At 69.6% G+C, this 19,971-nt stretch carries 24 protein-coding genes; 10 read left to right on the top strand and 14 right to left on the bottom strand.

What is annotated here, in order from left to right:
- Window positions 1–30 precede the first annotated feature (30 nt).
- The gene (locus ACWEMY_RS20745) at window positions 31–1,074 is read right to left on the bottom strand and encodes a UDP-N-acetylmuramate dehydrogenase (protein ID WP_452391345.1); all 1,044 of its coding nucleotides are present in this window, start codon (window positions 1,072–1,074) and stop codon (window positions 31–33) included.
- Window positions 1,075–1,164: 90 nt separating this feature from the next.
- Here ACWEMY_RS20745 and ACWEMY_RS20740 point away from each other — a divergent pair, with 90 nt between their 5' ends.
- From ACWEMY_RS20740 to ACWEMY_RS20730, 3 genes are read left to right on the top strand one after another with little or no spacing between them, the layout of a single operon-like run.
- Window positions 1,165–1,650, top strand: coding sequence for a DUF2505 domain-containing protein (locus ACWEMY_RS20740; RefSeq protein WP_375930490.1), 486 nt, complete (start codon window positions 1,165–1,167; stop codon window positions 1,648–1,650).
- Between the two features lie 18 nt (window positions 1,651–1,668).
- Window positions 1,669–2,202, top strand: coding sequence for a DUF2505 domain-containing protein (locus ACWEMY_RS20735; RefSeq protein WP_375930493.1), 534 nt, complete (start codon window positions 1,669–1,671; stop codon window positions 2,200–2,202).
- 13 nt (window positions 2,203–2,215) lie between these two features.
- Window positions 2,216–3,031 (top strand): class I SAM-dependent methyltransferase, encoded by an 816-nt coding sequence (locus ACWEMY_RS20730; RefSeq protein ID WP_452391328.1) that lies wholly within the window; start codon window positions 2,216–2,218, stop codon window positions 3,029–3,031.
- Here the strand turns inward: ACWEMY_RS20730 and ACWEMY_RS20725 are convergent.
- Window positions 3,017–3,625 (bottom strand): hypothetical protein, encoded by a 609-nt coding sequence (locus ACWEMY_RS20725; RefSeq protein ID WP_452391327.1) that lies wholly within the window; start codon window positions 3,623–3,625, stop codon window positions 3,017–3,019. The genes ACWEMY_RS20730 and ACWEMY_RS20725 overlap by 15 nt on opposite strands.
- Before the next feature lie 105 nt (window positions 3,626–3,730).
- Between ACWEMY_RS20725 and ACWEMY_RS20720 the strand changes: the two genes are divergently transcribed.
- On the top strand, window positions 3,731–4,465 hold the full coding sequence (locus ACWEMY_RS20720) for an LmeA family phospholipid-binding protein (protein ID WP_375930502.1): 735 nt from the start codon (window positions 3,731–3,733) through the stop codon (window positions 4,463–4,465).
- A 7-nt stretch (window positions 4,466–4,472) separates the two neighbouring features.
- Here the strand turns inward: ACWEMY_RS20720 and deoC are convergent, their stop codons facing one another.
- Complete coding sequence (gene deoC / locus ACWEMY_RS20715) at window positions 4,473–5,141, bottom strand: deoxyribose-phosphate aldolase (RefSeq protein ID WP_452391326.1); 669 nt, start codon at window positions 5,139–5,141, stop codon at window positions 4,473–4,475.
- 229 nt (window positions 5,142–5,370) lie between these two features.
- On the opposite strand from deoC, the gene ACWEMY_RS20710 reads away from it, so the two are divergent.
- Window positions 5,371–5,898 carry a GNAT family N-acetyltransferase gene (locus tag ACWEMY_RS20710; protein ID WP_452391325.1) on the top strand — a complete coding sequence of 176 codons (528 nt, stop codon included), beginning with the start codon at window positions 5,371–5,373 and terminating at the stop codon, window positions 5,896–5,898.
- A gap of 4 nt (window positions 5,899–5,902) precedes the next feature.
- On the opposite strand, the gene purU is transcribed toward ACWEMY_RS20710, so the two are convergent.
- The 6 genes from purU to ACWEMY_RS20680 form a co-directional block, all read right to left on the bottom strand.
- Window positions 5,903–6,793 carry a formyltetrahydrofolate deformylase gene (gene purU, locus ACWEMY_RS20705; protein WP_375930511.1) on the bottom strand — a complete coding sequence of 297 codons (891 nt, stop codon included), beginning with the start codon at window positions 6,791–6,793 and terminating at the stop codon, window positions 5,903–5,905.
- A 20-nt stretch (window positions 6,794–6,813) separates the two neighbouring features.
- Window positions 6,814–7,866, bottom strand: coding sequence for an alpha/beta fold hydrolase (locus ACWEMY_RS20700; RefSeq protein ID WP_375930514.1), 1,053 nt, complete (start codon window positions 7,864–7,866; stop codon window positions 6,814–6,816).
- A gap of 76 nt (window positions 7,867–7,942) precedes the next feature.
- A complete protein-coding gene (locus ACWEMY_RS20695) occupies window positions 7,943–8,233 on the bottom strand; it encodes a DUF2516 family protein (RefSeq protein WP_375935508.1) in 291 nt (96 codons plus the stop codon).
- Window positions 8,234–8,329: 96 nt separating this feature from the next.
- Window positions 8,330–9,001, bottom strand: coding sequence for a heparin-binding hemagglutinin (locus ACWEMY_RS20690; protein ID WP_452391324.1), 672 nt, complete (start codon window positions 8,999–9,001; stop codon window positions 8,330–8,332).
- The gene (locus ACWEMY_RS20685; protein WP_336088229.1) at window positions 9,001–9,447 is read right to left on the bottom strand and encodes a helix-turn-helix domain-containing protein; all 447 of its coding nucleotides are present in this window, start codon (window positions 9,445–9,447) and stop codon (window positions 9,001–9,003) included. The genes ACWEMY_RS20690 and ACWEMY_RS20685 overlap by 1 nt, the downstream gene beginning before the upstream one ends.
- A gap of 92 nt (window positions 9,448–9,539) precedes the next feature.
- On the bottom strand, window positions 9,540–10,871 hold the full coding sequence (locus ACWEMY_RS20680; RefSeq protein ID WP_375930521.1) for a DUF445 domain-containing protein: 1,332 nt from the start codon (window positions 10,869–10,871) through the stop codon (window positions 9,540–9,542).
- Window positions 10,872–11,133: 262 nt separating this feature from the next.
- Here ACWEMY_RS20680 and ACWEMY_RS20675 point away from each other — a divergent pair, with 262 nt between their 5' ends.
- Window positions 11,134–11,817: a TetR/AcrR family transcriptional regulator gene (locus tag ACWEMY_RS20675; RefSeq protein ID WP_452391323.1), complete on the top strand. Its 684-nt coding sequence runs from the start codon at window positions 11,134–11,136 to the stop codon at window positions 11,815–11,817.
- An 87-nt stretch (window positions 11,818–11,904) separates the two neighbouring features.
- Here the strand turns inward: ACWEMY_RS20675 and ACWEMY_RS20670 are convergent, their stop codons facing one another.
- Window positions 11,905–12,135 (bottom strand): hypothetical protein, encoded by a 231-nt coding sequence (locus ACWEMY_RS20670; protein WP_375930524.1) that lies wholly within the window; start codon window positions 12,133–12,135, stop codon window positions 11,905–11,907.
- Between ACWEMY_RS20670 and ACWEMY_RS20665 the strand changes: the two genes are divergently transcribed.
- From ACWEMY_RS20665 to ACWEMY_RS20655, 3 genes are read left to right on the top strand one after another with little or no spacing between them, the layout of a single operon-like run.
- Window positions 12,107–13,372, top strand: coding sequence for an ABC1 kinase family protein (locus ACWEMY_RS20665; protein WP_452391322.1), 1,266 nt, complete (start codon window positions 12,107–12,109; stop codon window positions 13,370–13,372). The two genes, ACWEMY_RS20670 and ACWEMY_RS20665, sit on opposite strands and share 29 nt — an antisense overlap.
- 11 nt (window positions 13,373–13,383) lie before the next feature.
- A complete protein-coding gene (locus ACWEMY_RS20660) occupies window positions 13,384–14,628 on the top strand; it encodes a saccharopine dehydrogenase family protein (RefSeq protein WP_452391321.1) in 1,245 nt (414 codons plus the stop codon).
- On the top strand, window positions 14,625–15,260 hold the full coding sequence (locus tag ACWEMY_RS20655; protein ID WP_452391320.1) for a class I SAM-dependent methyltransferase: 636 nt from the start codon (window positions 14,625–14,627) through the stop codon (window positions 15,258–15,260). The genes ACWEMY_RS20660 and ACWEMY_RS20655 overlap by 4 nt, the downstream gene beginning before the upstream one ends.
- Here ACWEMY_RS20655 and ACWEMY_RS20650 read toward each other — a convergent pair.
- From ACWEMY_RS20650 to ACWEMY_RS20635, 4 genes are all read right to left on the bottom strand, one after another.
- A complete protein-coding gene (locus ACWEMY_RS20650) occupies window positions 15,257–15,823 on the bottom strand; it encodes a vitamin K epoxide reductase family protein (RefSeq protein ID WP_375930536.1) in 567 nt (188 codons plus the stop codon). The two genes, ACWEMY_RS20655 and ACWEMY_RS20650, sit on opposite strands and share 4 nt — an antisense overlap.
- Window positions 15,820–16,566 (bottom strand): DsbA family protein, encoded by a 747-nt coding sequence (locus ACWEMY_RS20645; protein ID WP_452391319.1) that lies wholly within the window; start codon window positions 16,564–16,566, stop codon window positions 15,820–15,822. Before ACWEMY_RS20645 ends, ACWEMY_RS20650 begins: the two co-directional genes overlap by 4 nt.
- A gap of 82 nt (window positions 16,567–16,648) precedes the next feature.
- The gene (locus tag ACWEMY_RS20640) at window positions 16,649–17,494 is read right to left on the bottom strand and encodes a polyphosphate kinase 2 family protein (RefSeq protein ID WP_452391318.1); all 846 of its coding nucleotides are present in this window, start codon (window positions 17,492–17,494) and stop codon (window positions 16,649–16,651) included.
- A 78-nt stretch (window positions 17,495–17,572) separates the two neighbouring features.
- Window positions 17,573–18,661 (bottom strand): S1C family serine protease, encoded by a 1,089-nt coding sequence (locus tag ACWEMY_RS20635; RefSeq protein WP_452391317.1) that lies wholly within the window; start codon window positions 18,659–18,661, stop codon window positions 17,573–17,575.
- A 118-nt stretch (window positions 18,662–18,779) separates the two neighbouring features.
- Here ACWEMY_RS20635 and ACWEMY_RS20630 point away from each other — a divergent pair, with 118 nt between their 5' ends.
- Window positions 18,780–19,832, top strand: a complete 1,053-nt coding sequence (locus ACWEMY_RS20630) for an NAD(P)-dependent alcohol dehydrogenase (protein ID WP_452391316.1) — start codon at window positions 18,780–18,782, stop codon at window positions 19,830–19,832.
- Window positions 19,833–19,971 lie beyond the last annotated feature (139 nt).

The following is a 19,971-nucleotide window of genomic DNA, read 5'->3' as shown; positions in this document are numbered from 1 at the left end:
GATTTCGGGCCCGCCGCCCGGCGAAGCTGTCTAGAGGGTCACACCCACCGTGACCGGTTCCGGCTCCAAGGTGACCCCGAAGCGTTCCTGCACGCCCGCGCGCACGGTCTGCGCCAGCGCGACGATGTCGGCGGCGGTGGCCGACCCCCGGTTGGTGAGGGCGAGGGTGTGCTTGGTCGACAACCGCGCCGCCGCGTCGGCGCCGGGGAAGCCCTTGGCGAACCCGGCGCGTTCGATCAGCCAGCCCGCCGAGAGCTTGGTCCCGTCGGGCGCGGGGTAGGTGGGCACCCGCACGTCCTCGCCGACATGGGCGGCGATGGCGGCCAGGACCTGCGGCAACCGGTCCTCGGCGACGACCGGGTTGGTGAAGAACGAGCCCGCGCTCCAGGTGTCGTTGTCGGCCGGGTCCAGGACCATGCCCTTGCCCGCGCGCAGCCGCAGCACCTCGGCGCGCACCCGCGCGGCCGGGCGGGTCTCCCCCTCGTCCGCACCGAGGACCTTCGCCAGCTCGCCGTAGCGCAGCGGCGCGCTCGCACCGCCGGGGTCCAGGGCGAACTCGACCGCGAGCACGACCGCGTCGTCACTGTGCTTGAGCACGCTGGTCCGGTAGCCGAAACCGAGTTCGGCGGGCTCGACCCAGCGCACCTCACCGGTCTTGCGGTCGAGCAGCCGCACCCGCCGCAGCAGCGAGGCGACCTCGACGCCGTAGGCGCCCACGTTCTGTACCGGCGTCGCCCCGGCCGAGCCGGGGATACCGGACAGGCACTCCAGCCCGCCCAGCCCGGCCTCGACGGTCGCCGCGACGACCTCGTCCCAGTTCGCGCCCGCCTCGGCCGTCACACAGTCGGCACCCAGCTCGACGCCGGTGTTCGCCACCCGCACCACAACACCGTCGAAGCCCGCGTCGTCGATGAGCAGGTTCGAGCCACCCGCGAGCAGCAGCACCGGGATGCGGGCCGCGTCCAGGGCGCGCACGGTCGCGATCAGCGCCTCGGTGCTACCGCATTCGGCCAGCAGCGCGGGCCCGCCGACGCGCAACGTCGTCAATTCGGACAATCGCACCGATTCGCGCACCACCGCCCCGGTCCCGGACAGGAGGTCACGCAGCTGATCGGAGGACACCACCCGTGTTGTTCGCACGTCTAGGACGGTAGCGTGTCGCGCATGGCTACACCTCTGGCGTACACCGCTCGCTACACCCATCCGGTCGAAGCGGTGCGCGCGGCGTTCTCCGACGAGCAGTACTGGAAGGCCCGGATCGAAGAGGTCGGCGGCCCCGGCGCCCGCATCGATTCCTTCAGCGCCGACGGCGACCGGGTCCGCGTGCAGATGGTGCAGGCGATCCCCGCCGAGCAGCTGCCGCCCGCCATCACCGCGGTCCGCCCCGGCGACCTGGTCATCCCGCGCGTGGAGACCTACCAGGGCACCTCCGGCACCGTGGAGGCCCACGTCGACGGCGCGCCCGCCAAGGTCGTCGCCACCGCCACCCTGGCCGCCGACGGCACCGGTTCCACCGCCACCGTCACCGGCACCATCGAGGTGAAGATCCCGCTCTTCGGCGGCAAGATCGAGGCCGCCATCTCCGAGCACCTGCTGGAGCTGCTGAACAACGAGGCCGCTTTCACCGAACAGTGGCTCGCCACGCACTGAGCGGTAACGTGTCCGGCTATGGCACGTCGACTGGACTACTCCGCCCGCTATCCGCTGCACACCACCGAAGAGCTGTACGCGGCACTGCGGAGCAGGGATTACTGGGAAGCGCGCGTCGCCGAGATGCGTAAGTACGCACCGCACAACGAGGTGGTCAGCCACGAGGTGAGCGAGGACGGCATCGACGTCGTGCTCGCGCACACCCTGCCGCGGGAGATGCTGCCCGAGATCGCCCAGACGGTGATGCGCAAGGACATGGTCATCACCCGCAAGGAGAGCTGGGGCCCGTTCGAGCACGAGGAGACCGAGGGCAGGTTCTCCGCGTCGATCCCGGCGGGCCCGGGCAGCCTCAACGGCACCATCCGCCTGTTCCCCACCGAGACCGGCGCCACCATGCGCTTCTCCCCCACCGCCAAGGTGTTCATCCCCATGGTCGGCCCGCGCCTCGAGCAGCTCATGCTGGTGAACCTGGTCGACCTGTTCCGCGCCGAACAGGAGGAGACCTCGCGCTGGCTGGCCGCGCAGGCCCCCGAGACGGCGAACAACCCGTAGATACCGTCCGCCCGTGACAGACCCCCGCTCCCGCCGGAAGATCCTGCCCCCGGTCGGCACGATCACCCGCGGGACCACCGGGGTCAACCGGCTGCGCCGCTGCGACCGCTGGCTGGTCAACGACGAACTCGTCACCACCCGCCTGCGTGACGCCCCCGACCCGCTGGTGGTCGACCTCGGCTACGGCGCCGCCCCCTGGACGACCTTCGAACTGGCCGCGCGGCTGCGAACCGTCCGCCCCGATCTGCGCGTGGTCGGGCTCGAGATCGACCCGGCCCGCGTCGTGCCGGGTCGCGACGGCGTGCGTTTCGCCCGTGGCGGCTTCGAACTGGCCGGGCTGCACCCGGTGCTGGTGCGCGCGTTCAATGTGCTGCGCCAGTACCCCGAGGACGCGGTCCCCGACGCGTGGTCGCGCATCCAGGGCAATCTCGCCCCCGGCGGCCTGCTCGTCGACGGCACCTGCGACGAGCTCGGCCGCCGCAGCGCCTGGGTGCTGCTGGACCGGCACCGCCCGCTCTCGCTCACCCTGGCCTGGGACCCGTTCACCGTCGAACGCCCCTCCGATATCGCCGAGCGCCTCCCGAAAGTCCTGATCCACCGCAATATTCCGGGCGAACGGGTGCACACCCTGCTCACCGCCGCCGACCAGTCCTGGGAGCGCGCCGCCGCGCTGGCCCCCTACGGCCCGCGCGTGCGCTGGCGCGAGACCGCGCGGATGTTGCGCGCCAACGGTTTCCCCGTGCGCGCCTACCGGCGCCGGATGCGTGACTGTGTGCTGTCGGTGCCGTGGTCGACGGTCGCGCCGAACGGCTGGTCAGACCCCGGCTAGGGCCCGCCGCACCCGCGCCGCCGCCCGGGGCGCCAGAAGCTGCCCGCCCCAGCGGATCTCGTCGGTGTCGCAGCGGTGGATGGCGACCGCGTCGGCGACCACCTCGTCCAGGGCGCGCTGGGAGATCTCGGTCTCGGCCAGGTCCAGTACCGTGCGCACCGGCGTGGTCACCAGGAAGGCCCCCGCCGACTCGATGTCCGGATCGGCCAGCCTGCGCCGGGTGAGCACCAGCCGTGGCGTCACCGGCGGCCGCCCCGCCGACACCGACAGATGCAGGAACCGCGGCTGCAACCTGCCGAGCCCGTGCAACTCCGCCGCGCTCTGATACGACACCGCCGCGGCCCCGTCGAACCAGGCCGCCCACATCGCGTACTCGTCGAGCGGACCGGCCCGCCACTGCGTCAGCCGCATCATGCCGACCCCGGCCCTGGTCACCGACCCGTCGCCCAGTGCCGCCCTGACCTGGAGTTCACATCCGGTCCGCAGCACCTGACGGGTGGTGAAGAAGCCCGCGTGGCGCCCCGCCAGGCGCCGTAGCACCCGCCACCGATGTTCCGCCGTCCCCGTCAGCCGGCGCCGACCCTCGCCAGTCATGGATCCAGGCTACGCCGCGCGGAGTGCGCCAGGTCACACTTTGCTGTGAGGGCTTTCACTGCGTCCTCAGAGCGGGCACAGAATCTCGAGGAAGAATCCGATGGCATGAGCACACAGACGCCCCAACGTCCCAAGATCGGTCGGCGCACGCTGGTGATCGCGGTCGCCGTGGTCGCCGTGCTGCTCGTGGCGGCCATCGCGGGCACCGAAGCCTATGCCCGCCACCAGGTCTCGCGCTGCATCAGCAGCTCGTTCGAGCAGCAGATGGGGTCGAGCATCGACGTGGGCTTCGGCCCGAAACCGATGCTGCTGACCTATCTCGACGGCAAGGTCGGCTCGGTGACCATCGACAGCGAGGACAACAAGTTCGGTCCCGCCGTCGGCATGGTCGTGCACGCCGAGTTCGAAGACATCGAGCTGGACAAGAACAACGGCGGCGGCACCATCGGCAGCTCACAGGCCGAGGTCACCTGGGACAACGACGGCATCCGCCAGACCCTCGGTGGCATGGTCAGCGGCGTGTCGTCCTCGGCGCGCGACAAGACCATCACCCTCGACGTGCTCGGCGGCCTGGCCCAGCTCCAGGTGGTGCCCTCGGTGCGCGACGGCAATGTCACGGTCGAGACCAAGTCCGCGCAGCTGCTCGGCATCGGCCTGCCCACCGACCTGGTGCAGGGCATCGTCGAGACGTTCACCCAGAGCCTGCAGAGCTACCCGCTGGGCTTGCGGGCCAAGGACCTCCAGGTCACCGACGACGGCATCATCGTGCACCTCGAAGGCGGCCGCACCACCCTGGAATCGACCAGCAATGGCACCGATCAGGCCCAGTTCACCTGCTGACCCGGGCTCAGTCCGGGAAGCCCGCCAGCACCGCCGCCGACTGCGACAGTCCGAGCCGGGTGGCGCCCGCCGCGATCAGCGCGGCCGCGTCCTCGGCGGTGCGGATGCCGCCGCTGGCCTTGACGCCCAGCTTCGCTCCGACGGTCTCGGCCATCAGCCGCACCGCGTGCGCACTCGCCCCGCCCGCCGGATGGAACCCGGTGGAGGTCTTCACGAAATCGGCACCGCCCCGCTCGGCGGCCCGGCACGCGCCCACGATCGCCTCGTCGCTCAACGCCGCCGACTCGATGATCACCTTGAGCACCGCCCGGTCGCCGATCGCCTCGCGCACGGTGATCACATCGGCCAGCACGGCGTTGAAATCACCGGCCACCGCGGCACCCACATCGATCACCATGTCGACCTCCGCCGCGCCCTGATCCACCGCCAGCCGGGCTTCAGCCCCCTTGACCAGCGAGTGGTGTTTGCCGGACGGGAAACCGGCCACCGTCGCCACGACCAGCCCCGGCGCCCGCACCGGCAGCATCGAGGGCGACACGCAGATCGCGTACACCCCCAGCGCCCGCGCGTCCTCGATCAGCGCGCTCACCTGCGCGGGTGTGGCCTGCGGCGCGAGCAGCGTGTGGTCGATCATCGCGGCCACGTCGGCCCGGGTCGGTGGCGTCGAGACGGTCATGAAAACGAGTCTGGCACATCGGCGAATACCGAAACTTCATTGCGCGCCGGTACCCAGGTCGGGAAGACTTACACTTGGCGGTTCCGTCGACCGCCACCGACTGATTTCGGCCCGCCTCCCACCTCTGGACTGACCGGAGGGTGCGACGAAGGAGTACCCGCAGGGAGGGAAGAGGTGGGAGTTAAGGGCCGAAATCCGCGGCGCCAGCCGCAATGTTACGGAGGCGACAGTGCTCATCCGCCGTGAGATACCCATCGATGCTCCGGCCATAGCCGAGATCCATCGGGGCGCGTTCGCCGCGCACTACGCCGAGGACCCGGCCGTCACCGAGCCACCCGAGGTGGCCCTGGTCGAGGCGCTACGGGCCGACGAGTCGTGGATGCCCACGCTCTCGCTGGTGGCCCTGGAGAACGACACCGTCGTCGGGCACATCCTGCTCACCCGCGCCGGAATCGGGCCGTTCCCGGTGCTCGCGCTGGGCCCGCTCGGCGTCGACCCCGACCGGCACAAGACCGGGATCGGCTCGGCCCTGATGCACGCCGCGCTGGGGGCGGCCGACGCGATGGACGAACCGGTCGTCGGCCTGGTCGGCGACCCGGTCTACTACTCGCGGTTCGGTTTCGTGCCCGGCGCCCGGCTCGGCATCGTGCCCGACGAGGCCGAATGGGCCGAGTACTTCCAGGTGCGCCCGCTCACCGCCTACGACCCGGCCGTCAGCGGCGAATTCCGCTACCCGGCGCCGTTCTACGCGCTCTGAGCCCTCACTCGAAGACCACCGTGCGCCTGCCGTGCACGAGCACCCGGCCCTCGAGGTGCCAGCGCAGGCCGCGGGCCAGCACCACCCGCTCGATGTCGCGGCCCTGACGCACCATGTCGCGCACGTCGTCGGCGTGGTCGACGCGGATCACGTCCTGCTCCAGGATCGGGCCCGCGTCCAGTTCGGCGGTGACGTAGTGGCAGGTCGCGCCGATGAGCTTCACGCCGCGCGCGTAGGCCTGGTGATAGGGCCGCGCGCCGACGAACGAGGGCAGGAAGCTGTGGTGGATGTTGATCGCCCGCCCGGCCCAGTGCTCGCACAGCGCGGCGGGCAGCACCTGCATGAAGCGGGCCAGCACCACCGCGTGCGGATCGTGGCCGTCGACGAGTTCGCGGACCTGTTCGAAGGCGGGGCCGCGCTCGGCCGGGTCCTTCGGGAACGGCACGTAATGGAACTTCACGCCGTGCGCCTCGGTCATCCCGGCCAGGTCGGGGTGGTTGCCGATGACGGCCTCGATGGTGGCGGGCAGCTCACCGGCGGCGGCGCGGCCGAGCAGGTCGTGCAGGCAGTGCCCGTCCTTGCTCACCAGCAGCACCACCCGGCGCGGAGCACCGGAGTCGTGCAGCTGCCAGTCGGTCTCGGGGCCGAACTCGGCGGCCACCTCGGCGAAGCGGGCGCGCAGTTCGTCGATGCCGAAGGGCACGGTCGCGGCCTTGACCGCCTGGCGGGTGAAGAACCAGCCGGTGTCCCCGTCGGAGTGGTAACCGGCCTCCACGATCGAGCCGCCGAATTCGGCGATGAACGAGGAGATCCTGGCGATGATGCCCGGCCGGTCCGGGCAGCCAAGGGTCAGCACGAACCGGCGATCATCCGAGGTCAGGGGGGCAGAACTCATGCCCACAGTCTCGCAGGCGGTCAGGCCAGGGCGCGCACGGGCTCACGGACCGAGGCCAGGACGGTGGCCAGCTCGGCGTTGAACAGGTCGTAGCGCTCGACATTGCCCAGATGCCCGGTGGGCAGCACCTTGTGCCCGGCCAGGTTGCCCGCGGCGGCCAGCAGTTCGGCCAGGCGCTGGGCGTGCAGGGGCGGGGTGAGGTCGTCGCGGTCGCCCGCCAGCACGGTGGTGGGCACCGCGAGGTTGCGGGCGTCGTCGCCCAGGTGCAGGGCGGCCAGCACCAGCCCCCAGCGCGAGCGCGCCATCATCGGACAGCCGCGCACCACCGACAGCGCGTAGTCCAGCGTCGGACGCGGGGTGTCGAGAGTCATCACCTGCCGGGCGAAGATCCAGCGCACCGGCTTGATCGGCGGGAACACCACCGGCGTGCCGAGGATGAGCCTGCCCAGCCATGTCGGCGTCGGCATGGCGCGGCCACGCAGCAGGCGCAGCGGCTTGTTCAGCCCGGGGACCATGGTGGAGACCTCGACCAGCGAGTGCGCGCCGGTATTGGTGAGCAGCACCGCGGCGGCGCGCTCGGTGACCTTCTCGGGGTAGCGACCGGCCCAGGAGATCAGCGTCATGCCGCCCATGCTGTGGCCGACGAGCACCGCGCGCTGACCGGGCAGCAGGGTCGCCTCGAGGACGTCCTCGAGGTCGTCGGCCAGCAGGGCCGGGCTCGGCTTGGCGTAACCGTTGGTGGATTCGCCGTGGCCGCGCTGGTCGTAGGCGATGACGCGGTACTCGCCGGCGAAGGCGTTGATCTGGGCGTTCCAGTACTCGATCGAGCAGGTCCAGCCGTGGGCGAACACGATGACCGGCGCGTCGACGGGGCCGTAGGCGTGTACCCGCAACCGGGCGCCGTCGGCGGTGACCACGGTCGTCACCTCGGGGGTGGCCCGGGGTGGGTCGAAGGCGGCGACCCCGTGGGTCCGGGTCCGCAGATCAGCCCGGTGGGCCGCCAAGGTGGTCTTGATCGTGGCGGACGCCGTATCGACCAGATTCACCAGAGCCGTCGGCAACGTTGCACGCATCGGCACACTCCTTCGTGTTACTGCTAGATACAGTAACACCGCGTACCACTGAAACGCGAGAGTCGCGCGCGAGTTCCTACCAGCGCGGGCCGCGCTGGACCTCGTCCACCTTCGGCCGCACATCGGCCAGATAGATGCCGGTGGCGATGATCGCGATGAACGAGGTGAGCATGAATCCACCCACCCCGAGCAGCAGGAAGATCAACGCGCCCGCCAGGATGGCCAGCCAGATCGGCTTGGTCAGCTTGTCCACCGCCGTGAACGCCTCCGCGCGCTGCCGCACGGCATGGATCAGGGCGAAAATCGTCGCGCCGAATGCGGCCAGCCACAGGACCAGCAGGATCACCGACGTCAATCCATGCACCATGTTCACACCCCCATCATACGAACAGCGGCCCCGCACACCAGGAGTGTGCGGGGCCGCCGAATCAGCGCGTCCGAGGCCCTGACGGGCCGTGGACGACTAGATCTTCTTGGGCGCGGCCTTCTTGGCGGGGGCCTTCTTGGCCGGCGCCTTCTTGGCGGCGGGCGCCTTGGTGACCGGGGCGGCGACGGCCTCGGTGGTCACGTCGACGACCTCGGCGTCGACGACGGCCGCGGCCTTCGCGACAGCGGTCTCGGCCTTGGCCACGGCGTTCTCGGCCTCGACCTTGCCACGGCCCAGCAGGTCGTTGACCTTGGCCAGCGCGTCCTCGGCACGCGCGGAGGCGTCCTTGTAGAGGGTCTCGACACGGCCGATCTGCTCGTCGACGGCCTGGTTGGCGCGCAGCCGGTCGACGGTCTCCTCACCGCGCACGGCGAGGTCGGCGTAGATGTCGAGCGCCTGGCGGTAGTACTGCTCGGCGAGCTTGCGCAGCTCCTCCGGGGTGAACTTCTCGCGCAGCTCGGCGAGGTCCTCCGGCAGCTCCGAGGGCAGGCCCGACAGGCGCTCACGGATGGTCTCGAACTGGGCCTGCACATCGGCGGGCACGTTGGCGAAGCGCTCACGGGCCTCGTCGACGCGAGCCTGCACATCGGTGGTGGCGACCCGCTCGCGGACGTCGGCGACGACGTCGTTCACGGCGGTGTAGATCGCGTCACCGGCACCGACGGTGGCGAACAGGGGCTTGGTCACGGTAGCGGTCTTCTCGGTCATCAGTCTTCGTTCTCCTGGCGTGGCGGAGTGTCAGTTGTCGTGAACGAAACGTCGCTGTCCCGTTCGTTCCCCCCTGAGCCGGTTTCATCCCCGTTTTCCCGGCGAAACGACTCATAGATTTCCAGCAACACCTGTTTCTGCCGTTCGGTCACCGAAGTGTCCGCCAGCAGGGCGTCCCTGACCGGGCTGTGCGGGCGCTGCTCGAGATATCCGGCCCGCACGTACAACACCTCCGAAGAGACCCGCAGTGCCTTGGCGATCTGCGCGAGTACTTCGGCGGAGGGATTGCGCAATCCGCGTTCGATCTGGCTCAGGTACGGATTGCTCACCCCTGCCAGGGCGGCGAGCTGACGCAGGGACACCTGCGCGGCTTCGCGCTGGGACCTGATGAAACCTCCGATATCTTGCGCCGCGTGCGCTACGCGGCCCTCGGGCTGGTCTGCCATCACTCACCTTCTGGCGTTGTGTCTTCAATACTAGGACAGGGTGCTAGCTATTGCAAGCACTTGTGTTAGCACAGGTTCCGTTAACGGTTCTCTCAGCCGAACATCAGCTGCGAGATCGTGTAGATGGCCAGACCCGCGAGCGAGCCGACGACCGTGCCGTTGATCCTGATGAACTGCAGATCCCGGCCGACCTGCAGTTCGATCTTCCGGCTCGCCTCGTCGGCGTCCCAGCGCGCGACCGTGTCGGTCACCAGCGTGGTGATCTCGGCGGAGTAGTTACCGACCAGATAGCGCGCGCCGCGGTCGATCCAGCCGTCCACCTTGCCGCGCATCGCCGGGTCGTCGCGCAAGCGCTCACCGAGCTGCTGCACATTTTCGGCCACCTTGCGGCGCAGCGTGGAATCGGGGTCCTCGGCCGATTCCAGGATCAGCCGCTTGGCCGCGCGCCAGGTGGCCTCGGCCATGCCGGTGATCTGCTCGCGGCCCATGATCTCGGCCTTGACCTTCTCCGCCTTGGCGATCATGGCCTCGTCGTGCTGCAGATCGTCGGCGAATTCCTGCAGGAAGCGGGTGGCCGCGCGGCGCAGTTCGTGCTCCGGGTCCGAGCGCACCTTCCAGGTGAACTCGACCAGTTCCCGGTAGATCCGCTCGGCCAGCAGCGTGTTGACGAACTTCGGCGCCCACTGCGGCGCGTCGCGCAGCACGATCCGGTCGATCGTCTCCTGCGAACCCAGCGCCCACTGGTGCGCGCGCTCGGCCAGCAGGTCGATCAGCGGCAGCTGCCGGTTGTCGGCGATGAGTTCGGACAGCACCCGCCCGATCGGCGGGCCCCACAGCGGCTCGGCGATCCGCTTGACGATGGTGTTGTCGATGATCTGCTCGACGTCCTCGTCGCGCAGCACGCCAACCACCGCGGTCAGGATGGTCGCGCTCTCCTGCGCCACCCGCGCGGCGTGGCCCGGATCGGCCATCCACCGGCCCACCCGCAGCGAGATCTGGGCCGAGTCCAGCCGCGCCGACACCACGTCGGGAGCCAGGAAGTTCGTGCCGACGAACGAACCCAGGCTCTCGCCGAGCTGGTCCTTCTTCTTGCGGATGATCGCGGTGTGCGGGATCGGCAGGCCCAACGGGTGCTTGAACAGCGCGGTCACCGCGAACCAGTCGGCCAGCGCGCCGACCATGCCCGCCTCCGAGGCGGCGCGCACATAGCCCACCCACTCGCCACCGCCGCCGCGCGATTCGATCCAGCGACACAGCAGGTACACCACGCTTGCCACCACCAGGAAGCCGGTGGCCAGCGCTTTCATCTTGAAGAGGTCACGTCGTTTGCCCGCTTCGTCGGTCATGAGCGCGAAACCCGCGGGTGGCGGCGCGGGCTCGGTGCGCGGCGCGAGCACCGCCGTGGTGCCGGGAGCTTTCTCCATAGCCACCATTCTGCTGTGCGCGCGCCCGCCGCGCCGCCGCCCACCCGCGTGGCGCGGCCCACGAACCGAGCGAACCGCGCGGTTCGAATAACGCGCGGGTACCGACCGCAGTGTGGTAAATGCCCCAACGTGGCCCAAACGAGCGACGCCCCACACGAGCGGGCATAAGCTGTATCCCGAGAGAGGCCACATCGATCACAAGGGGGCTGTTCTGTCCACCGAAGACCTTGTCGAGATCGGCGAGCCCACCGGCCGGGCCGCCGTGCGCGGCGGCGGCGTCGACGGCCGCAAACGGCGGTGGCGTCAGCACAAGATCGACCGCCGCGAAGAGCTCGTCGACGGCACGCTCAACGCCATCCGCGTCCGCGGCAGCCAGGCGGGCATGGACGAGATCGCCACCGAGATCGGCGTGTCCAAGACCGTCCTGTACCGCTACTTCGCGGACAAGAACGACCTGGTGCACGCCACCATGCAGCGCTTCATCGAGACCACGCTGCTGCCACGTATCTACGGCGCGATCAACCTCGACGCCGACGAGTACCAGCTGGTGCGCGCCGCGATGACCGAGTACGTCGGCACCGTCGACGACGACCCCGAGGTCTACCGGTTCATCATGAGCAACACCGCGGGCGACAAGTCCTCGCTCGCCGAATTCGAACGCCTCTTCGCCGAGGTCGTCACCGCCGTGCTCATCGACCGGGCCGGTGCCAAGGGTGTGCGCACCGACGGCGCGATGCTGTGGTCCTACGTGCTCGTCGGCGGCATCCAGCTGGCCACGCACTGGTGGACCACCACCGAGAAGGCCATGCCGCGCCAAGACGTCATCGACTACCTGACGATGATGGCGTGGAGCGCCATCGAGGGCGTGGCCAAGGCGGGCGGCTCGCCCGAGGTCTTCACCGCACAGACGCACGAACTCCCCGAGATCCCGCCCGCGACGTCCTGACCGGCGGTTTCCGGCCTTCCCGGGAGGGGGGCTCGACATCGCCGCGCGGTTGGTTACGCTGAACCGAGCGGGGCGCTGTGGCTTGCGTCACCGCAGGCGGCCGTGTGCCGTCATGCGCGTCGGCACCAACGGAGGTACCTCGATGGCGAAGAACGTGCCGACATCCCGGCTGGCCCGCGGGACGAAGCTGGGGGCGGTAGCGGCGAGTTCGGTCATCCGTTCCAAGAAGACCCGGCTCTCGATGCGGGGCAGGTCGGAGGCGGTGCGCGCCCGGATGGCCGAGGAGTCGATGATCCGCACCACCGAACAGGTGGTCATGGTGCTCGGCACCATGAAGGGCGTGGCCATGAAGCTGGGCCAGATGATGTCGGTCCTGGACCTGGATCTGGTGCCCGAGGACCATCGCGAGCGCTTCCAGCAGCGGCTGGCGGTGCTGCGCAATGCCGCGCCGACGGTGTCGTTCGAGTCGATGCGCGAGGTGATCGAGCAGGACTTCGGCCGCCCGCTGGCCGAGCTGTTCGCCGATTTCGATCCGGAGCCGATCGCGGCCGCCTCGATCGGGCAGGTCTACAAGGCCCGCCTGCACGACGGACGCAGTGTCGCGGTGAAGGTGCAGTACCCCGGCGTCGACATCGCGGTGCGCGCCGACCTGAAGAACCTCACCATGTTCCGCCGGGTACTGGCCTCGGCGATGCCGTGGATCACCCCGGCCGTGCTCGACGAGCTGAAACTCAACATGGAGGCCGAGCTCGACTACCGGGCCGAGGCCGCGACCCAGTCCGAGATCGCCACCCTCTACCGGGGGCACCCGTTCATCGTGGTGCCCGACGCGGTGCCGGAGCTGTCCACCACGCGCGTGCTGGTCAGCGAGTTCATCGAGGGCACCGGCTTCGAGGACATCGCGAAGATGCCCGCCGCCGCGCGCGACCGCGTCGGCGAGATCATCTACCGGTTCTACGTGGGCTCGCTGTTCACCTTCAACGAGTTCTGCGGCGACCCGCATCCGGGCAATGTGCTGCTGGCCGCCGACGGCCGCGTCGCCTTCCTGGACTTCGGCCTGTTCAACCGGATGGACCCCAAGCTGGTCCACTTCGAGAAGCTGTGTCTGCGCGCGGCCGCCGAGGAACGTGCCGAGGACCTGCGCCAGCTCATGATCGACCGCGGCGTGATCGACTCGCCCGAGGAGATCGGCGCCGAGGAGTGTCTCGAGTACGTGCTCGCCGCCTCCGAATGGTGTCTGGTCGACGAGACCCTCACCATCACCCCCGAGCTGGCCAGCGGCGCGTTCCTGCTCGCCGTCGACCCGCGTGCCAGCGAGTTCACCGGCATGAAGCAGCAGAACCTGCCGCCCGAGCACCTGTTCTCCCGCCGCGCCGACTTCCTCACCTTCGGCATGCTCGGCCAGCTCGACTGCACCGCCAACTGGCATTCGATCGCCAGGGAATGGCTCTACGACGAACCGCCGGTCACCGAGCTGGGCCGGGCCCATCACGAGTGGCTCGCCGCCCGCCCGCAGAAACCGGCCAAGAAGCCCCGCAAGGCCACCACCCGATGAAAGGCAGCTCCATGCCGCAGTCCCGTGAGTTCGACCTGATCCTGTTCGGCGCGACCGGATTCGTCGGCAAACTCACCGCCGAATACCTGCTCACCGCCGCACCGGCCGGGGCGAAGATCGCGCTGGCCGGGCGCTCGGCGGGCAAGCTGGCCGCCACCCGCGCCGATCTGGGACCGGCCGCCGCGCACTGGGACCTGGTGGTCGCCGATTCCAGCGACCCGGCCTCGCTGGCCGCGATGGCCGAACGCACCACCGTGGTGGTCACCACGGTCGGCCCGTACCTGCGCTACGGCCTCCCGCTGCTGGGCGCGTGCGCCGCCGCGGGCACCCACTACGCCGACCTCACCGGCGAGCCGCTGTTCATCCACGACGCCATCGAGCAGTTCGAGCAGACGGCCGTCGAATCCGGCGCCAAGATCGTCAATTCCTGTGGTTACGACTCGATTCCGTCGGATCTGAGCGTCTACGAGATCTACCGCGCCACCGTCGCGGACGACACCGGCGAACTCGAGGACACCACCCTGGTCGCCTCCCTCAAGGGCGGCATGAGCGGCGGCACCATCGATTCCGGCCGCGCCATGATGGAAGACGTCGCCGCCGACTCGAGCCGCGGCAAGATCCTGGCCCACCCGTACTCGCTGAGCCCGGACCGCAGCATGGAACCCGACGTGGGCCGCCAGTCCGACCAGGCCCTGACGCGCGCCGAGAACATCGACCCGAGCCTGGACGGCTGGGTCACCACCTTCATCATGGCCTCGCACAACACCAAGGTCGTGCGCCGCACCAACGGCCTGCTGGGCTGGGCCTACGGCAAGCAGTTCCGCTACCGCGAGGTGATGAATGCGGGCAACTCCCCCGCCGCGCCGCTGGTCGCGGCCGGGATCGCGGGTGGCATCGTAGCCGGGATGGCCTCGGGCGCGGTGCTGTCGCGGGTGTCGCTGGGCCGCAAGCTGCTCGACCGGATCCTGCCCAAGCCCGGCACCGGTCCCAGCGAGCAGGCCCGCCGCAGCGGCTGGTTCACCATGAAGACCTTCGCCCGCACCAGCTCCGGCGCCAAGTACCAGGCCACTTTCTCCGGCACCGGCGACCCCGGTTACCAGGCCACCGCCGTGCTGCTCGGCCAGAGCGGCCTGTGCCTGGCCTTCGACCAGCTGCCCGAACGCGCCGGCGTGCTCACCCCGGCCTCGGCCATGGGCGAGGCGCTCACCGCGCGACTGCGCGAGGCAGGCATGACCATCGAGGTCACCCGCCAGTGAATCTCGCCCGCAGGACCATGAACGCCCCGGCGCTGGCGGCGGTCTACGAACACGCGTGGCGACCCGCGCTGTTCTACCTCGCCAGCGGCCGCACCACCGGCAGCGACCGGCGCGACGCCGTCAGCGCGCTGCGCATCGACGGCACCGCGCACAAGGTGCTCGACCTCGCCTGCGGCCCGGGCAATTTCACCCGCCACCTCAGCGAGCACCTCACCGGTGACGGCTATGTCACCGGCCTGGACTACTCCGAGCCGATGCTGGCCAAGGCCGCCGTCGACAACGCGGGCCCGCGCGTCGGCTATGTCCGCGGTGACGCGCGCACCCTGCCCTTCGCCGACGGCACCTTCGACGCCGTCTGCTGCTTCGGCGCCCTCTATCTCATCCCCGACCCGATCGCCGCCACCCGCGAGATGATCCGCGTGCTGGCCCCCGGCGGCCGCATCGCCATCACCACCAGCTTCCGCGAGGACAATCTCTTCGGCACCGCCACCACCCTGGCCGCGAGCGTCGGCGGCCTGCGCCTGTTCGACCGGCAGACCTTCCCCCGCCTGTTCGCCGAGTCCGGCCTCACCGAGATCGACCAGCACGTCCACCGCTTCATGCAGTACGTCGAGGCCACGAAGCCGGGCTAGACCAGGCTCAGCCAGTAATCCTGGAACTTCAGGAACACCAGCAGCAGGACCACGGCGTAGAACACCACGACCAGGGTCCAGCGCCATTCGGCGAGGATGCGCATCGGGCCGCGTGAGCGCGACCAGGCTTCCTGGGTGGTGACCGCGAACAGGATCGGGGTCGCCGCCCAGACCACCATGCAGTACGGGCACAGCGCGTTGATCCGGTACAGGCTCTGGAAGATCAGCCAGCAGATCCCGGCCACGCCGAGCACGGTGCCCAGCCACAGCCCGCCCCAGATCCAGCGCGGGAAACCGACCCCGACCACGGACAGCACCCCGAGGGTGACCACCACCGAGAAGCCGACCACGCCGATCAGCGGGTTCGGGAACCCGAACACCGCGGCCTGGTCGGTCTTCATCACCGAGCCGCACGAGAGCACCGAGTTGATGCTGCACGAGGTGACGTAGTCGGGGTCGACGAACAGCTTGAACCGCTCGACGGTGAGCGCGAACGACGCCAGCCAGCCCGCCAGCCCGGCGATCAGCAGCAGCCAGGCGGCACGGGCGGGGGCGGTGATCATTTCGCGGCGTCAGCGATCACGGCGGCCAGGCCGTTCTCGGTGAAGATCGCGTCGGTCTGGTTCAGCTCGCCGTTGATGAACACCGACGGCGTGGACTTCACCCCGCTGGTGAGCGTGGCCTGGGTGACCTGCTGGATATAGTCGGCGTACGGCTTGCCCTCGATGCACTCGGCCACGGCCGGATCGGTGTAGCCGACCTCGGTGGCGATCTCGATCAGCTCGTCGTCGGAATGGCCCGCGCCGCCCTCGGGCGTCTGCTTCTCGAACATCGTCTGCAACCAGGTCTGGTACTTGCTCGGGTCCGACTTGGCCACGCAGAACGAGGCATTGGCCGCGCGCGAGGAGTACTGGTTGGTGGAGGCCTTGTCGAGGAACGAGATGATCTGGTACTCGACGACCGCGGTGCCGTCGGCGGTGGCCTGGGCCAGCGCGGCGCCGTTGGCGGCCTCGAACTCCTTGCACGCCGGGCACTGCAGGTCGGCCACGACGCGCACCTTCACCGGGGCGTCCGGATTGCCGATGCGCACCGTGCCGGTATCGGTGACCGAACCACCGGTGGCCGGGAGCTGGGCCATCGAACTGGACGCGGTGTCGGAGTCGGAGTCCGAGCGGTTGACCGCGATCCCGATGCCGATGGCCGCGATCAACGCGACCAGGACCGCGGCGACACCGATCTGGATCGCCACCTTGCGCCGCTTGTCGGCTGCCTCGGCCGCTGCCAGCGGGTTCTTGCCGGTGCTCACGTCGTCACACGCCTTTCGTTCGGTGTCACCCCCGTCGGGGACATCATGCGGGCCGAACCTGAGATTTTCCGAAAAGTCCGGATCAGGATTCGTCGAGCCTGCGCAGCTGCTCGGCGACGTCGAAATCGGCGGGCGGCCAGTCCAGATCGAGGCCGGTCAGCGCGTCGATCAGCAGCTCGGTGACGGCCAGTCGCGCATACCACTTGTGGTCGGCGGGCAGCACGTACCAGGGCGCGTAGTCGGTGTTCGTGCGTGCCAGCAGGTCCTGATACGCCTTCTGGTATTCCGGCCAGTAGGCGCGTTCGGAGATGTCGGAGGGATTGAACTTCCAGTACTTGTCGGGCCGTTCCAGCCGCTGCCGCAGCCTGCGCTTCTGTTCGTCGAGCGAGACGAACATGGCCACCTTCACGATGACGGTCCCCATCGCGGCGACCTCCTTCTCGAAGGCGTTGATCAGCTCGTAGCGCGGTTCCCATTCCGACTGCGGCACCAGCTCGTGCACCCGCACCACCAGCACGTCCTCGTAATGCGAACGGTCGAACACCCCGAGCTGCCCGTGCGCGGGCAGCCGCTTGCGGATACGCCACAGGAAATCGTGCTGCGACTCTTCCGAGGTCGGCACACCGAAGGAGGCATGATCCACCCCCTGCGGATCAACCGATCCGATCACATGCCGAACGATCCCGCCCTTCCCCGCGGTATCCATCCCCTGCAACACCAGCAGCACACTGCGATTCCCCCCGGTCCGCCCATGCGCGAACAGCTTCTCCTGCAACTCCGAAAGCACCTGCCCCCGCTCACCGAGCAGTTCCTTCCCCAGTCGCTTGTCACCGGTGAACCCAGGCGTCGCCGAAGTATCGAGATCGGCCACATTCTGCCCATCGGCCCGCAACGCGGCCACAACAGGCTCATCCCAATGTTTCACCATTTCCCATGCCTACCACTACTCCCCCCGATTGCCGGCCAAGCTCGACGCAATCGTTGCCTGCCGTCCAGCCGGACGCGGTCAGTTGGGGGTGCCGGTGGCGAGGACGACTTCTACCGTGCGGGTGGTGCCGTCGGGGGCGGTGATCTCGAGGCGGACCAGGTCGGCGGGTTTGCGGATGTTGATGGCGGCGCTGAGGGCCTTGGCGGTGGTGACGGTGGTGCCGTCGACGGCGGTGATCACGTCACCGTCGGTGATGCCTGCCTGACGGGCGGGCTGGCCGTAGAACGCCCAGGTCACGCGGGCTCCGGCGGTGGGGTGGGCGTCGACGATCTGGACGCCGAGGGTGGCGGTGGGGCCGATGTGGACGGTGTCGGTGGGGATGCCCGAGCGGATCTGGTCGACGATCCGCAGGGCGGTGTCGATCGGCACCGCGTAGCCGTTGGCTGGTCTGCTCTCCAGCTCGGCGGGCGTGCGCTCACCGGAGGCCGCGGTGATCACCCCGACGACCGCGCCGGTCCCGTCGGCCAGCGCGCCACCGGACTGCCCGCCGACCACCGGCGCGGCGATCTCCACCATCCCGCGCAGCGATTTGCGGGACATGTCCGCGGAGTTCATCGCCACGATGGCCGCGTCCAGGTCGGTGATCGGCCCCGCGACCGCAGTGGGTTCGCCGCCGTCGCCGCCCGCGTCGCCGATGGCCAGCACGTCCTGGCGGATGCGCAGGTCGGCGGAGGTGCCCAGCCGCGCGGCGGTGAGCCCGGAGGCACCGGCCAGCGACAGCAGCGCGATATCGGCCGAGGAGTCGTAGCCGAGCACGGTGGCCTCGTAGACCAGCCCGTTGCCGATATCGGTCACCTTCAACTGCTCGGCGCCCTTGATCACATGGTGGCTGGTGAGGATCTGCCCGTCCTCGGTGAGCACGATGCCCGAACCCGCCGCGGCGATCCCCAGCGGTGACGCGTCGACCTCGATATTGACCAGCGCGGGCTGCATCTGCCCGGCCACCAGCACCGGGTCCAGCGGAACCGGCGGCGGGGCCTGGGCGATGGCGGCCACCTCGCCGACCGGGCCCGAACCGGGAAGCGTCAGCTCACCGCGGAATCCGAGAAACGCGGCGACCCCGAACACGGCGACGACCAGCATCGCCAGCACCCGTCCACTTCGCACGTGCGTGTCCTCTCTCGCGAGCCGACTCCTCCATTGTTACCCGCGATTCCCCGCGCGCCGGTCTCGATCCGGATGCGGTGGCTTGGCAAACGACACATGCGCCGGTAGGCATAGGGACATGAGCAAAGCAGCTGCCTACGCCCTGCCGTCCGCCGATGGCTCCTTCGAGAAGGTCACCATCGAACGCCGTGACCTCGGCCCCGACGACGTGCTGATCGACATCAAATTCGTGGGCATCTGCCACTCCGACATCCACACCGCCCGCGACGAGTGGGGCGGCACCCGATACCCGTGCGTCCCCGGCCACGAGATCGCGGGCATCGTCGCCGCGGTGGGCTCGTCGGTGCGCAAGTACCAGGTGGGCGACCGGGTCGGCGTCGGCTGCCTGGTGAACTCGTGCGGCAAGTGCGAGCCCTGCCTGGCCGGTGAGGAGCAGTACTGCGCCCGCGGCGCGAGCTGGACCTACAACTCCCCGGTCCCGGAGGAGACCCAGCCCGGCGGCTACACCCTCGGCGGCTACGCCACCCAGATCGTGGTCACCGAGAACTTCGTCGTCGCGATCCCCGAGGGCATCGACCTCGATGTCGCCGCGCCGCTGCTGTGCGCGGGCATCACCCTGTACTCCCCGCTCAAGCACTGGAACGCGGGACCGGGCAAGAAGGTCGCGATCATCGGTATGGGCGGGCTCGGGCACGTCGGGGTGAAGATCGCGGCCGCGCTGGGCGCCGAGGTCACCGTGCTCAGCCAGTCGCTGCGCAAGCGCGACGACGGCCTGCGCATGGGCGCCACCCACTACTACGCGACCAGCGACAAGGAGACCTTCCGTCAGCTGCGCAACAGCTTCGACCTGATCATCAACACCGTCTCCGCCGACCTGCCCATCGACAACTACCTGCGCCTGCTCGCCCTCGACGGCAGCCTGGTCATCCTCGGCCTGCCCGAGAACCCGATGACGGTGCACGGCCGCAACCTCGCCGCCTACCGCCGCTCCCTGGCCGGTTCCATGATCGGCGGCATCGCCCAGACCCAGGAGATGCTGAACTTCTGCGCCTCCCACGGCATCGGCGCCGACATCGAACTCATCTCCGCCGACGAGATCGACTCCGCCTACGACCGCGTCATCGCCTCCGATGTCCAGTACCGCTTCGTGATCGACGCTGCGTCTATTTGAGCGCTGGCGCGCTCGAGTTCGCGCCCCTTGGGCGGTCCCGTCGATCAGGCACCGTGGCTTGCTCCTTCGTCGCGTACGCCACGGCACCTGATCGACGGGACGGGCGCGAACCGCCGACTTCGTCGGCGATCCCTCCTCG

The organism is Nocardia sp. NPDC004415 (assembly GCF_053602435.1).
The sequence above is the reverse complement of the archived record's forward strand: the minus strand, read 5'-3'. Positions and strand labels throughout refer to the sequence as shown.

Coding starts and splice junctions, on each gene's coding strand:
- ACWEMY_RS20740 (WP_375930490.1), top strand. CDS start 1,165: ATGGCTACACCTCTGGCGTACACCGCTCGCTACACCCATCCGGTCGAA.
- ACWEMY_RS20735 (WP_375930493.1), top strand. CDS start 1,669: ATGGCACGTCGACTGGACTACTCCGCCCGCTATCCGCTGCACACCACC.
- ACWEMY_RS20725 (WP_452391327.1), bottom strand. CDS start 3,625: ATGACTGGCGAGGGTCGGCGCCGGCTGACGGGGACGGCGGAACATCGG.
- ACWEMY_RS20720 (WP_375930502.1), top strand. CDS start 3,731: ATGAGCACACAGACGCCCCAACGTCCCAAGATCGGTCGGCGCACGCTG.
- deoC (WP_452391326.1), bottom strand. CDS start 5,141: ATGACCGTCTCGACGCCACCGACCCGGGCCGACGTGGCCGCGATGATC.
- purU (WP_375930511.1), bottom strand. CDS start 6,793: ATGAGTTCTGCCCCCCTGACCTCGGATGATCGCCGGTTCGTGCTGACC.
- ACWEMY_RS20700 (WP_375930514.1), bottom strand. CDS start 7,866: ATGCGTGCAACGTTGCCGACGGCTCTGGTGAATCTGGTCGATACGGCG.
- ACWEMY_RS20695 (WP_375935508.1), bottom strand. CDS start 8,233: ATGGTGCATGGATTGACGTCGGTGATCCTGCTGGTCCTGTGGCTGGCC.
- ACWEMY_RS20690 (WP_452391324.1), bottom strand. CDS start 9,001: ATGACCGAGAAGACCGCTACCGTGACCAAGCCCCTGTTCGCCACCGTC.
- ACWEMY_RS20685 (WP_336088229.1), bottom strand. CDS start 9,447: ATGGCAGACCAGCCCGAGGGCCGCGTAGCGCACGCGGCGCAAGATATC.
- ACWEMY_RS20680 (WP_375930521.1), bottom strand. CDS start 10,871: ATGGAGAAAGCTCCCGGCACCACGGCGGTGCTCGCGCCGCGCACCGAG.
- ACWEMY_RS20665 (WP_452391322.1), top strand. CDS start 12,107: ATGATCCGCACCACCGAACAGGTGGTCATGGTGCTCGGCACCATGAAG.
- ACWEMY_RS20670 (WP_375930524.1), bottom strand. CDS start 12,135: ATGACCACCTGTTCGGTGGTGCGGATCATCGACTCCTCGGCCATCCGG.
- ACWEMY_RS20660 (WP_452391321.1), top strand. CDS start 13,384: ATGCCGCAGTCCCGTGAGTTCGACCTGATCCTGTTCGGCGCGACCGGA.
- ACWEMY_RS20650 (WP_375930536.1), bottom strand. CDS start 15,823: ATGATCACCGCCCCCGCCCGTGCCGCCTGGCTGCTGCTGATCGCCGGG.
- ACWEMY_RS20640 (WP_452391318.1), bottom strand. CDS start 17,494: ATGGTGAAACATTGGGATGAGCCTGTTGTGGCCGCGTTGCGGGCCGAT.
- ACWEMY_RS20630 (WP_452391316.1), top strand. CDS start 18,780: ATGAGCAAAGCAGCTGCCTACGCCCTGCCGTCCGCCGATGGCTCCTTC.